General features: G+C 40.0%; 11 protein-coding genes. 5 read left to right on the forward strand and 6 right to left on the reverse strand.

Annotation, left to right across the window (positions count from 1 at the left end; genetic code table 11):
- Window positions 1-150 precede the first annotated feature (150 nt).
- A complete protein-coding gene (locus J2X77_RS18500; protein ID WP_209575806.1) occupies window positions 151-1,137 on the reverse strand; it encodes a hypothetical protein in 987 nt (328 codons plus the stop codon).
- A gap of 226 nt (window positions 1,138-1,363) precedes the next feature.
- Between J2X77_RS18500 and J2X77_RS18505 the strand changes: the two genes are divergently transcribed.
- Window positions 1,364-2,701, forward strand: coding sequence for a cytochrome ubiquinol oxidase subunit I (locus tag J2X77_RS18505; RefSeq protein WP_310081938.1), 1,338 nt, complete (start codon window positions 1,364-1,366; stop codon window positions 2,699-2,701).
- Window positions 2,702-2,707: 6 nt separating this feature from the next.
- The gene (cydB, locus tag J2X77_RS18510; RefSeq protein ID WP_310081940.1) at window positions 2,708-3,784 is read left to right on the forward strand and encodes a cytochrome d ubiquinol oxidase subunit II; all 1,077 of its coding nucleotides are present in this window, start codon (window positions 2,708-2,710) and stop codon (window positions 3,782-3,784) included.
- A gap of 13 nt (window positions 3,785-3,797) precedes the next feature.
- Here cydB and J2X77_RS18515 read toward each other — a convergent pair whose 3' ends face one another.
- The 5 genes from J2X77_RS18515 to J2X77_RS18535 all read right to left on the reverse strand — a co-directional run bounded on the left by J2X77_RS18515 (window position 3,798) and on the right by J2X77_RS18535 (window position 8,440).
- Window positions 3,798-4,421 carry a response regulator transcription factor gene (locus J2X77_RS18515; RefSeq protein WP_209575812.1) on the reverse strand — a complete coding sequence of 208 codons (624 nt, stop codon included), beginning with the start codon at window positions 4,419-4,421 and terminating at the stop codon, window positions 3,798-3,800.
- A 12-nt stretch (window positions 4,422-4,433) separates the two neighbouring features.
- Entirely contained in the window at window positions 4,434-6,401 is a 1,968-nt protein-coding gene (locus tag J2X77_RS18520; protein ID WP_310081942.1) for a sensor histidine kinase, read from the reverse strand.
- A gap of 362 nt (window positions 6,402-6,763) precedes the next feature.
- Window positions 6,764-7,309 (reverse strand): NADPH-dependent FMN reductase, encoded by a 546-nt coding sequence (locus J2X77_RS18525; RefSeq protein ID WP_209575816.1) that lies wholly within the window; start codon window positions 7,307-7,309, stop codon window positions 6,764-6,766.
- Window positions 7,309-7,806: a DUF2480 family protein gene (locus J2X77_RS18530; RefSeq protein WP_310081945.1), complete on the reverse strand. Its 498-nt coding sequence runs from the start codon at window positions 7,804-7,806 to the stop codon at window positions 7,309-7,311. The genes J2X77_RS18525 and J2X77_RS18530 overlap by 1 nt, the downstream gene beginning before the upstream one ends.
- 7 nt (window positions 7,807-7,813) lie before the next feature.
- A complete protein-coding gene (locus J2X77_RS18535; protein ID WP_209575820.1) occupies window positions 7,814-8,440 on the reverse strand; it encodes a superoxide dismutase in 627 nt (208 codons plus the stop codon).
- 228 nt (window positions 8,441-8,668) lie between these two features.
- Here J2X77_RS18535 and J2X77_RS18540 point away from each other — a divergent pair, with 228 nt between their 5' ends.
- The 3 genes from J2X77_RS18540 to fabF all read left to right on the forward strand — a co-directional run bounded on the left by J2X77_RS18540 (window position 8,669) and on the right by fabF (window position 11,232).
- The gene (locus J2X77_RS18540; RefSeq protein ID WP_310081948.1) at window positions 8,669-9,253 is read left to right on the forward strand and encodes a MarR family transcriptional regulator; all 585 of its coding nucleotides are present in this window, start codon (window positions 8,669-8,671) and stop codon (window positions 9,251-9,253) included.
- Between the two features lie 85 nt (window positions 9,254-9,338).
- Complete coding sequence (locus tag J2X77_RS18545) at window positions 9,339-9,932, forward strand: TetR/AcrR family transcriptional regulator (protein ID WP_209575824.1); 594 nt, start codon at window positions 9,339-9,341, stop codon at window positions 9,930-9,932.
- Between the two features lie 61 nt (window positions 9,933-9,993).
- Window positions 9,994-11,232, forward strand: coding sequence for a beta-ketoacyl-ACP synthase II (gene fabF, locus J2X77_RS18550; RefSeq protein ID WP_310081951.1), 1,239 nt, complete (start codon window positions 9,994-9,996; stop codon window positions 11,230-11,232).
- Window positions 11,233-12,012: the final 780 nt, after the last annotated feature.

Genomic DNA, 12,012 nt, shown 5'->3' on the forward strand with positions numbered 1-12,012 from the left:
CAGTTCTGTGAAATAATCAACAAACAACTCACAAATCTATCGCATAGCCATATTTAATAAAAAAGCTGCCTCAATAAATTTGAGACAGCTTCTTTGTTTTTCTGTGGCGATCGTCAGTCGATGCTAACAACTTCATCTTTAAAAGACCTTTTATTTTAAAGATTTCAAATAGGTTTTGATCAACGATATTCCATCATCATGCAATATTGTGGTTCCTTTTTGAGGCATATGCATCTCTCCTAATGTAGACATTCTTCCAATCATCTTGGCCTGTTTCAACAAAATTCCAGTTTCATTCAAGGGGCTTTCGTAACGGAGATCCAGCATAGTCATATAAGCGGTACCTTTAGGATTATGACAATGGGCGCAATTAAGATCCAAATAAGCACGTGCTCGCACAGGTGTCGACCGGGTCACATCATCATAACTTGGCAGGGCGCTAAAATCACTCAACGATTTTAAATCAAGCATACCCCGATCCCTCAAATATAACAATTGCTGGAGAGGTTCTTTATTGACATGGACAATACGGTTCATATTTCTTATTTTGGGACCTATTGGAAGCATATGATTTCCTTGACGGTGGCATGCGATACAATCCTCCCGCGAAGGAATGATATAATTCGTATGTCTTTCGACACCTTTGCTGTCTAGAAACGAAACATGAACGGAAGCGCTGTCCATGAGTAGAAAAGCTTCATCTTGAGCTGCATTCCATTGATAGGTAGCCGCATTCCATTGCCCATCTTTATTGATGAGAAGCCTAGTCTCAAGCAGCTGTAATTTAGCCCCTTTTACCACATTTGCTGCCGAATAGAAAAAAGTTTTAGCTATGATAGTACCATTGGGGAATTCGGGTAGTCCATCGTCCGATGCACTCATTTTTTCCCCTTGGGGAAGAAAGATTGCACGCTTTTTATCAGCATAGTCTGTGAATAAGGCAGATGCTAATTCATAGGAAATCCCTTGGTCGTTTGGCACAAGATCAGCCAATTTACCTTTGAACAGATTGTAATCCGATAATTTGCTCCTAAATACAATATTATCTTTAGCAGTTCTTCCCCGAACGATATTATTTACGACAATTAAAAGTACAGGTATTAATAAAACACCCATCAAAATGATTATTTTCTTCATTTCCCTTTATGTTCTTCTCTCCCTTTCTAGCCATCATTAAATCGGACGAAGATAAGATAAATAAGGGATTATGGTGAGTCATGAGGGATTATCGTTCTACTATTTTACAACTAGCTCAGAAAATGATAAAAATGAGCAATTTTTAGCAAAAAATAAATTGGCTCCAAGCTAAATCGGGAAATAAAATGGCTATATTTAGCTGTCTTTTAACCAAAACTTCGGATCCATGGAAGATATGATTCTCTACAATCGGCTTCAGTTCGCATTTACTATTACATTTCATTATCTTTTCCCCCAATTGACCATGGGTTTATCGCTGATGATCGTGTACTTTAAATGGAAATTTCTGCAGACTCAAAACGAAGATTACAACCACGCTTCAAAATTTTGGATGAAAATCTTTGCCCTTAATTTTACCATGGGCGTTGTCACCGGCATCCCCATGGAGTTTCAGTTTGGCACAAACTGGGCTAAGTTTTCGGAACTTACCGGTGGGATTATTGGACAGACCCTAGCTATGGAGGGCATGTTCTCCTTTTTCCTAGAATCTTCGTTTCTAGGAATGTTCCTTTTTGGAGAAAAGTTGCTCGGCCATAAGCTCCATTTTCTATCAGGACTGATGGTCTTTATTGGATCGTGGGCCAGTGGCTTCCTGATTATAGCCACACATTCTTGGATGCAACATCCGGTGGGCTATGAGATTCTTGAAAACGGCAAATTTGTACTGAATAATTTTAGCGCATTATTCAGTAATCCATGGCTCTGGCCCTCCTATCTTCACAATCAAGCCGCATCTTTGGTTACAAGTTCCTTTTTTGTTGCTTCTATTGGCGCATTTTATCTGCTCAGTGACAGGCATAGCAAATTTGGTAAGATATTCGTTAAAAGCGGGGTCATCTTTGGTGCGATCTCTTCGGTGATGCTTGCCTTTCCTACAGGAGATTTGGCCGCAAAAAATGTGGTAAAATACCAACCCGCTGCCTTTGCTGGGATGGAAGGAATTTTCAAAACAGAAAAAGGCGGATCAGAGATTGTTCTGATCGGTCAACCGGACATGGAAAATAAAAAATTGGATAATAAAATAGCCGTACCGAATGTCCTCAGTTTTCTTACCTATCAACGCTGGGATGCAGAAATTAAGGGATTAAATGAATTCGACCAATCGTTACACCCAACGAACGTGCCTGGACTTTATTATAGTTATCACATCATGGTAGGTCTTGGTACCATATTCATTGGAGTCATGGTGCTCGCAGTGCTACTGCTTTGGAGAAACAGATTATACCAAACAAAATGGTTATTATGGATTATCATGTTTATGATCCCTTTTCCCTATATCGCCAATACGGCAGGCTGGTACACGACCGAGCTTGGAAGACAACCTTGGCTTGTGTATAATCTCATGCGAATGGTAGACGGTGTATCCCCTACAGTCTCTTCTGGAAACACCTTATTCACCTTTCTGGGATTCGTTGGTCTTTACATTCTTTTGGGTTTACTATTTCTGATGTTAGTCCTCAAAATCATTAAAAAAGGTCCCGAAACTTACCCTGCATTAACCTAATTAGCTATGGAAATATTTTGGTTTATCGTATTAACTTGTATGTTGGGAATCTATATTGTACTCGATGGGTACGATTTTGGAGCAGGAATTGTCCATCTATTTTTCGCTAAGACGGAACAGGAGAAAAAAGCTGTAACGAATTCCATTGGACCATTTTGGGATGCCAATGAAGTGTGGCTTATTGCTTCCGGAGGTGTCTTGTTTTTTGCTTTCCCTACGCTTTACGCTTCCTCTTTCAGTGGATTTTACCTACCGCTAATGCTTGTGTTATGGCTACTTATTTTTAGGGCAATAAGCCTCGAATTGAGAGGTCAGATACACCATCGCCTTTGGGAAGCTTTGTGGGACAAAGCCTTCGGACTAGCAAGTTTATTGCTTGCGCTTTTCTTTGGCGCGGCCCTTGGAAACGTCGTTCGTGGAGTCAATCTTGGTATGGTCGAAAATGGTGTATCAACACAGGAGCCACATTATTTTTTCCTTGCACTTTGGAACCCGACCTTTGACCCCTTAGCCCAGCATCAAGGCATTATTGACTGGTTTACCGTTATATTGGGTTTAGTCGCTGTCGTTACATTGGCGATTCATGGAGCAGGCTGGATTATCCTCAAAACCTCCAGCACCTTAAACGATAGATTAAAAAGTATTGTTTTTAAACTCAACGTTGTCTTGCTTATTCTCGTTATACTATCAGCCTATGTATGGCATTACGTAAAACCCATCTCTTTAAGCAATTTTCAAAATCATTATTGGCTATGGTTATTTCCCCTAATTGCAGCGGCTGGATTGCTTGGACAGTTCTGGATCAGGAGCTTTAAGAAAGACGGTATGGGCTTCTTGTTTTCATCCCTATTTATACTCGGGAGCTTTGCCACAACTGTGGCTTCCATGTTTCCCATATTATTACCATCAACGAATGACGTAAATCCGTCCTTGACGATTCAAAATACTGCTGCACACGAATATGGTCTCTCTGTAGGTTTAGGCTGGTTTATAGTTGCTGCCATTTTAGTAATAGCCTATTTCATTATCCAATTTAGAGTATTCAAAGGTAAGCTAGATAATGTAGGTTACGGCGAACACTAAGATGCGCCCTCGATTAAAGGTCCAATAACTTATGCTTCATTGCAAACTGTACAAGTTTAATCATATTTTTGACTTTGAATTTAGTCAGTAGATTACGCCGATGCGTTTCTACAGTAACTGGGCTTAAAAATAACTTTTCTGCGATCTGATTCGTTGTCAGTCCATTTGAAATCAAAATCAAAATCTCCTTTTCACGTTGTGTCAGCCTAGGAAGGCTTTTCATTGTGGCAACTGCGCCGGTGTATAGTTCTTTCGCGCGATCACAAATTGATTCTTTGCCATCTATCCCCAGTTGTACGCAACCTAAAAATTCCTCGTTGGACACATCCTTTAAAATATAACCATTTCCGCCGGCACGCATAAACTGAAAAATAAGATTGCCATCGGCTAAATTGCTCAAGGCGACTATAGGAACCAAAGGGAATTGCTTCCTGACCTGCCTACATACATCTACGCCGCTAATGTTGGAAAGCTGCATATCCATCAGAAGCAAGTCAACTCTCGTTTTATCCAAAAATTCAATCATGGCCACCTCTTCCAAAAATGGATATACCCGATACCCGTCCTGATTATTGAGAAAAGAAACGACTCCTTCCAACAGTAAGGGATGATCGTCTAACACCGCAATTATCTTCATGACTCTGCCAATTTAAACAGTTATAGCAATTTCGATTTGGGTTCCGGATCCAAGCTTGCTGTGAATGTCAATTGATCCGTTGATCCATTTAATCCTATTGACCATATTATTTAATCCCAATCCATAATTTAATACGGAGGAATCAAAGCCTTTACCATTATCCTCCACAAGTATATGTAATATTTCTTCCGATTTACTTACCTGAACAATAATCGTATCTGCATTTGCATACTTTAGTGCATTTGAAATCGCTTCTTGAACAATTTGATAGAGGGCCAATCCTTTTTGAAAATCGACATTCAATTCAGGTTCGTAATTCTCAAACTGAATGGAAACATGACTATTTTTCATTACCAGACACAATTGCTCCAATGCTGCTATCAACCCAAACTGACGCAACGATGCAGGCATTAGATTATGTGAGATCCGCCTTACTTCGCCCAAAATATCATTCAGCTTCTGCGGTATTTCGTCCGTCAAGATTGTACTCTTCGCTACGTCGCCCGCAATCTTAAATTTTAACCCTGTCAACATACCGCCTATGCTGTCGTGCAGATCCTGAGCAATGCGCTGCCGCTCCTGCTGCTCCCCCTTGAGCATAGATTCCGAAATTTGCAACTGCTTTTCCTTTTCCAATTTTTCCAATACTATGTCGTGGTTGAGCCGTATCTGTGTATTGAGCTTCCGCTGCTTTCTGTAAAAAAAAGCAGTAAATAGCACAATGAAGAAAAGCAAAATAGCAATACCCAAAACTAGAAAAACTCGAAATTGGTTCCGGTCCTTTTCTGCGCGCAGATTCAGAATCTCCTTTTCCTTTTCAACGGTCTTATACTTGGTCTCCATCTCATTCATTTTTTCCAGCAGTTGGACCTGCAGAATGCTATCGGATAGCTTATTTGCGGTATTGGACATCTTCAGTGCATCCTGATAATTACCCATCAGCTCATTTACGGCTGCCAGTTGACTATATACTATTTTGCTATTATAAAGATCTCGGGTCAATAGGCCATTTTTTACAATTTCCTCCAGCTGCAGTTTGGCATCGGCATACTTCTTCTGCAGGAGATACACATTAAACTTTCTGAACCGCATCATCTGGAATAATTTCCAATTGTTCATCTTGACCGACCAATCCAAACCGATATCCAATAACCTTAACGCCTCATCCGTTTGCTGCTTTGTCGTAAAGTAAAGAGCCTCGTTGTAATAGTAATTGGGCAGCTGAGAAGAATTTGGATACTCGTCCAATAGCTGCTTGGCTTTGTCCAATAAGATTTTTGCTTCTTTGGATCTTACCTGATAGCAATAATTGCTTACTGCGTTGAGGTAAGCCACTAAAAGTGCGGCACTCGGGGGTTGCTGCTCAAGCTGCTTAATCGCTAACTGATGGTATTCATCCGCTTTTGCAAGCTGATTGGACGACATAAAAGTCATACCGATCATCGTATTTATACTACCTTCCATAATAGGATCGTGCGCTTTGGCGTACGGTAAACACTTCCCATTAAGAATATCCAAAAAGTCAGCAAATCCCTTTTTAGGAAATCGAATCAAGCCCAGATTGTACCATGCTCTAGCCAATAGCCCTTGTTGGAAAGGCTTTTGCGCATTGCCAAGCAGGTCGATACATTTCTGGACTTCAATGCCCGCGTTTTTACTATCCAGGAATTGCCCATAATAATAGCTTTTATATAATGCGCCCATGGCCTGTAAGGTCCGGAATGGCCTAGCCAACCGCTCACCCTCACGCATATTATTCCAAAATTTCGCCGTATCTCTAAATCGATAGTAATCTGCCAAATAAAAATGATGCATTGCCTTCACACTATCATTGGACCTCGATAGCAATAACTTCTCCGCGTCAACTCGATATTTATTCTCATCCAATGGCAGGAAACTCTGTCCAGCTGCAGCATGTATAGTAAAGTATACTATAAAAAAGGCCATTATCTTCATTAACTCTTTCAACTGAAACATCATTAATCCAATATATTATATCATTTAAACAACTAAACTAAATCGGGCCTTTTCAGCCAATGGTTTTATAATATGTAATACTGAATATCTTATGGTGGTTCAAGACTTCAATCTACTTCTATTAGCATGCTATTAGACTTCATCAATGTCGACAGCAGAAAATACAGGCCGGAAAACCGCATAATCAAATGGCGGATCGCAAAAAAACAAAGATATATCTCCACAATGAATTGTTAGAGACATTCTTCTACTTTTTTGAAATTAATTGCCAACACAAGAATAGGCTAATCTATTTAAATACAGGCCAAAATATTTCAACTAAAAAAAACGCCTCCAGATAGCGCGAGAGGCGTTTTTAAACGATATTAGCTGCTCTTTTTTGTCGCAATATCGATCAGCAAATCCAGCTTACACTGGTACGCCGAAGACAGCACATTTGGATTATCAAACTCAAAAAGCGCCGATTTCATCACAGGGACACTAAAGGGCAATGTCCAGGCGCGAAGTGATTTTGCGATCGCATCCATAGCGTTGATCCCTTGCAGTGCATGAACACCATCGGCCCAGCAAACCAGTCCAATATGTTTGTCCGTCAGATAAGCAGGTTTGTTCTGGGCACTTACTTCTAACCAGTCCAGACAGTTTTTCATGACGCCGGGGATACTTCCGTGATATAAAGGAGACAGCCAAAAATGCACATCTGCCTCAAGAAATAAGTTATTCATAATCTTTACTGCATTAGGCACGCGGTTGAGACTCTGATCAAATAAAGGTATTCCGCTGTCAGCTAGATTGAAGATCGTGTTGTCGATGCCTATCTGGTTCAACTTTTCGGAAAAATAATTCGACAGTTTTCCCGATGTAGATTCTTGCCTTCTTTCCAAGGCGCCATTAAATATTAAAGCTTTCATTATACTTTACTTTTTTTAAAAATAACTTTAGGCATGCCCACTTCACCATACATCAATGTTTGTACAATCGGGACCAAACGTTCTGTTGCTAACATATAAAGTGATGCCGGGATATCTGGACGGGCTCGTACAACAACTTTTTGGTTCCGAAAATGCGATAAATCCATCGATCGCAAAGTTTGCCTCCATAGGTCTATGGCCAGTGCCTCTACATCCCTAAAATCGTAATAAGCTGCAATCGGTTGAAGTTTCTCAGCCAGGGTCATGTAGACCCAAGGCGGGATAATTGCATCAACAGAACAGCTGATAGCAACTGCTTTATTCGCAAAAACGGACCAATCCACTACGGCTAAAGCTTCTTTAAATTCCTTTTCTCTGACGATCGCCTCTTGATAAAGCAATACTTTGATATCAAAGCTTTCGATCGTCAGATTGGTCTTAAAATCGATCAGATTTAAGGCCAATATGCCCGTGTTTTCAACTTTATTTACAAACATGTTTTCTTTACACCACACTAGCGATTACTGCCTCATATTTTTTTTCCACAACAGACCAATCCAAAAGTGACCAAAATGCATCCAAATAGTCAGCCCTTTTATTCTGATATTTCAAATAGTAAGCATGCTCCCAGACATCGACCCCCAAAATGGGGAAACCTCTACTGATCAATTGGGTATCCATCAACGGATTATCCTGATTTGAAGTAGCTGCTACATCCAAAGCACCAGAGTGCTTCACATAGAGCCAAGACCAGCCCGAACCAAATTGCCCAAGTCCTGCATTTTTTATCTGGGCCTTGAGTTGATCCAAAGAACCGAAGGCTAAGTTTATTTCGTCCGCTAATTTTCCTGTGGGTACCGTTTGTGGATTGGGCGATAAAATTTCCCAAAATAACGTGTGGTTAAAATGACCGCCAGCATTATTGCGGATCACTGAACCGTAGTCGCTGACCTTTACCAAAATATCCGATAATTCGCCGGCTTCGCTTTCCCTTTCTTCTAATGCCTTATTGAGATTGTCGACATAAGCTTGATGATGCTTTTGATGATGAATCGTCATGGTCTCACGATCAAAATAAGGCTCAAGCGCTGCATAGTCATATGGTAACTGGGGTAATTGAAATTTGTGCATAGTTTTATTGTTTTTATGATAAGTCAAAACTAAAGAATTCATCTTAATAAAACAACTAAATAGTTGTTTTATTAAAAATCATAAAATTAAATAAAAACACTAAACCTTCCCTTGACACCTATTTTAGAACAAAAATAAAAACACTACCTTTGCTGAGTGTTTATAAAACTACTTTTTCATTGTCAAATGCAGAAAAATCCAGCTGATCGAATATTAATGTTATTGAAAATGCGACGAGAAGCCACAGCAGCTTTGATTGCAACAGAATTGGCGATAACAAAAGAAGGTGCGCGTAAACATTTATTGAACCTCGCGAATCAGAACCTGATCGTATCGAATAGCCGAAGCGAAGGCATAGGCCGTCCTTCGACTTACTACAGTCTGTCTTCGCAGGGTATGGCAAGATTTCCAGATAGTCACGCTGATATCACGGTACAATTGTTACAATCGATTAAACATGTGCTTGGCGAGAATGCGTTAAATCTACTTATTAGTGACCGGGAGTCTAAGGTATATCAAAAATATGCCGAGGCAGTATGGGATATCGAATCGATTGAAAAAAAACTTGAGGTTATAGCCGCTAAACGGACTGAAGAAGGCTATATGGCCGAGTGGAGAAAAGAACGTGACCATTATCTTCTCATTGAAAATCATTGCCCGATATGTGCAGCAGCAACTGAGTGCCAGGGTTTTTGTCGTTCAGAACTAACGAATTTTCAACAACTGGTCGGTCCGGCCTATGTCATCAGCAGAACGGAATATATAATAGATAACGCTCCACGCTGTACGTATCGCATTATGGAAAAGAAATAAGGCTGCCCTATCGAATTAATGCTAAGAAATTAGTAATATACCGATAAGTATTTTCTATCTTTGCACGCAAAGAATAGAATTCATCATGTCGAAAGCAGAACACACACGGCAATTTATCATTGAGAAAACTGCGCCCATCTTTAATAAAAAAGGTTACTTTGCGACTTCCCTATCAGATATCACAACAGCGACAGGCTTAACAAAAGGAAGTATTTATGGTAATTTTAAGGACAAAGACGATCTGGCCATACATGTTTATACTTATCAGAGCAAAAACATTTCCGATGCGGTTCATCAGCAGATTATTCAGCAGAAAACAGCGTTAAAGAAGCTTTTGTCTTTTTTTGATTTCTACAAAGAGAATTTTAAAGCTATCGCAGCTTCTGGCGGATGTCCAATGATGAACGCTGCTGTTGAAGCAGATGATTCACTGCCTTTTTTAACGCCAAAAGTGAAGCGTTCATTTGACCTTTGGCGCCAGCGTTTAATCTTGATTCTGGAGGAAGGAATAAAAAATGGAGAATTTAAGCAAGATGTTTCTGCTGAGGATTACGCCATTACGTTTATGGCGATGATCGAGGGCGGAATTTTGCTTTCAAAAATTACCGGAAGAGGAAAAGATTTAGCGATTGTCTTAGAAAAAATGAGAGAAATGGTCAACCGGGAAATCAAAAGTTAGTTTTTTTAAAAATTCAAATACCAATCGGTATATTATTACAAAAATATTAAAATAAAAAGAGATGAAAAGAGTTGTAGTTACCGGCATGGGAACCATAAATCCGCTGGGAGAAAACATTGATACATTCTGGAATAACATTTTGCGCGGTGAAAACCGCACAGCAGCGATTAGCCGTTTTGATGCATCCCTATTTCGAACACAGATTGCAAGTGAAATTAAGCAATTTCAACCCGAAAAATACTTAGATAGAAATGAAATCAAAAGGAGTGATCTTTTCACGCAATATGCGTTATACAGTGCAGCTCAAGCACTAGAAGATTCGGGACTAGTACCTGAAAGCATGGATCCCTTTGAAATCGGTGTCATTTGGGGTGTTGGTCAGGGTGGAATGGAAACTTTCGAAAAAGAGGTAGAAGGTTACGTAACGGGAGATTACAAACCGCGATTCAGTCCATTTTTCGTTCCGCGCCTCATCGTGAATATGGCTTCTGGAATGATATCGATGAAATATGGTTTAAAAGGAATCAACTACACAACAGTATCGGCCTGCGCAACATCCAATACTGCTTTTATGGATGCCTTCAATTACATTCGATTAGGGAAAGCAAAAGTTTTTATCAGTGGCGGCTCCGAGGCTCCCATCACACCCGCTTCCGTTGGAGGCTTTTCTGCCATGAAGGCCATGTCGAGCCGGCATGATAGCCCACAGACTGCAAGCAGACCATTTGACCGCGATCGCGACGGCTTTGTCATGGGAGAAGGTGCCGGTGCGCTTATCCTCGAAGAGTACGAACATGCAAAGCAAAGAGGCGCAAAAATTTATGCAGAACTTGTAGGAGCTTCAATGACTGCGGACGCTTACCATATGACTTCTCCCCACCCCGAAGGAATAGCTGCTGCAAAAGCTATGTCTCTAGCGTTGGAGGAAGCCAAAATTAACATCAGCGAGCTCGACTATTTAAATCTCCACGCTACTTCAACTCCGGTTGGAGATATCGCTGAACTAAAAGCGATGCAACGCGCTTTTGGCAACTCCAACAATTTATGGGTCAGTTCTACCAAGTCAATGACAGGACACTTACTTGGTGCGGCGGGGGCTATCGAAGCAATCATTGCCGTAAAATCTATCAACAACAATGTTATCCCCGCAACGATAAACATCGAAAATATAGATCCGGAGATTCCGGAAGGGGTAAATATTGTGATCAATCAGCCACTGGAAAAAACCGTGACTGCAGCAATGAGCAATGCATTTGGGTTTGGAGGACACAATTCGAGTATAGTTTTCAAAAAGATTTAATTTTTTTGAAATAATTCTTGACAAAGTGTATTAAACACACTATCTTTGTACTATCATAATTTAGGTTTATAATTGGTTATTTAAGGTTTTCATTCTCCCCGTTTGAAAACCTTTTTTTATGCCTATTTTTTTGTCCAATGCTATTTGTAGATCTACTTTTTGCGGACACTATACTCCCCTCAATCAATCCCACCATTATTTAGATGAGCTTGTTATCGCTTCCTCACAGGCTATGAGAACAGCAGGCGGGATCGCATACTTGGTTTGATAATGAATACCGCCTTTTTAATCGTTGACGCAATCACTTGCTGATCATAATTTAGCTAGCTGCAAAAATAAATACAAAAGCATTACCAAATTATAGCTAATCACAATTTTCAATCAATATTTAGACAGTTATCGGTCACTGATTATTCAGTTCTGACTGACGAATCACTGAGCAAGCACTGAACGAGTAGTGTCAAAAGGTACAATTTGGTCACCTTTTGGTCCCAATTTGTTGCCGCTCCAAATCAAAGGGAAATTTAATTGAAGCGTTCAAATAAAACTGTTTATACAAGACAGAAAATGCAAATGGAAATATGAAATTGCACGACCTTATCGGACTAGAATCTAAGAAGGGGATTCTCCAACAAGTACCTAGACAACCGTATGGTAGAAATACAGTTAGTCGAAAATTACGATCACTTGGGTTTGTAGATGCATTCGACTTAAAAAAATCTATAGAAGCAATGATTAATTCTTTAAGACAGGATAAAAATTTATGAAAAAAAATAGCGA

The sequence above is a fragment of the Sphingobacterium sp. 2149 genome (assembly GCF_031455655.1).
Taxonomy (GTDB): Bacteria; Bacteroidota; Bacteroidia; order Sphingobacteriales; family Sphingobacteriaceae; genus Sphingobacterium.

Bases quoted from the DNA above. Each gene is read 5' to 3' on its own strand.
- J2X77_RS18525 (WP_209575816.1), bottom strand. From the start codon at position 7,309: ATGAAAGCTTTAATATTTAATGGCGCCTTGGAAAGAAGGCAAGAATCT.
- J2X77_RS18500 (WP_209575806.1), bottom strand. From the start codon at position 1,137: ATGAAGAAAATAATCATTTTGATGGGTGTTTTATTAATACCTGTACTT.
- cydB (WP_310081940.1), top strand. From the start codon at position 2,708: ATGGAAATATTTTGGTTTATCGTATTAACTTGTATGTTGGGAATCTAT.
- J2X77_RS18505 (WP_310081938.1), top strand. From the start codon at position 1,364: ATGGAAGATATGATTCTCTACAATCGGCTTCAGTTCGCATTTACTATT.
- fabF (WP_310081951.1), top strand. From the start codon at position 9,994: ATGAAAAGAGTTGTAGTTACCGGCATGGGAACCATAAATCCGCTGGGA.
- J2X77_RS18545 (WP_209575824.1), top strand. From the start codon at position 9,339: ATGTCGAAAGCAGAACACACACGGCAATTTATCATTGAGAAAACTGCG.
- J2X77_RS18535 (WP_209575820.1), bottom strand. From the start codon at position 8,440: ATGCACAAATTTCAATTACCCCAGTTACCATATGACTATGCAGCGCTT.
- J2X77_RS18520 (WP_310081942.1), bottom strand. From the start codon at position 6,401: ATGATGTTTCAGTTGAAAGAGTTAATGAAGATAATGGCCTTTTTTATA.
- J2X77_RS18530 (WP_310081945.1), bottom strand. From the start codon at position 7,806: ATGTTTGTAAATAAAGTTGAAAACACGGGCATATTGGCCTTAAATCTG.
- J2X77_RS18540 (WP_310081948.1), top strand. From the start codon at position 8,669: ATGCGACGAGAAGCCACAGCAGCTTTGATTGCAACAGAATTGGCGATA.
- J2X77_RS18515 (WP_209575812.1), bottom strand. From the start codon at position 4,421: ATGAAGATAATTGCGGTGTTAGACGATCATCCCTTACTGTTGGAAGGA.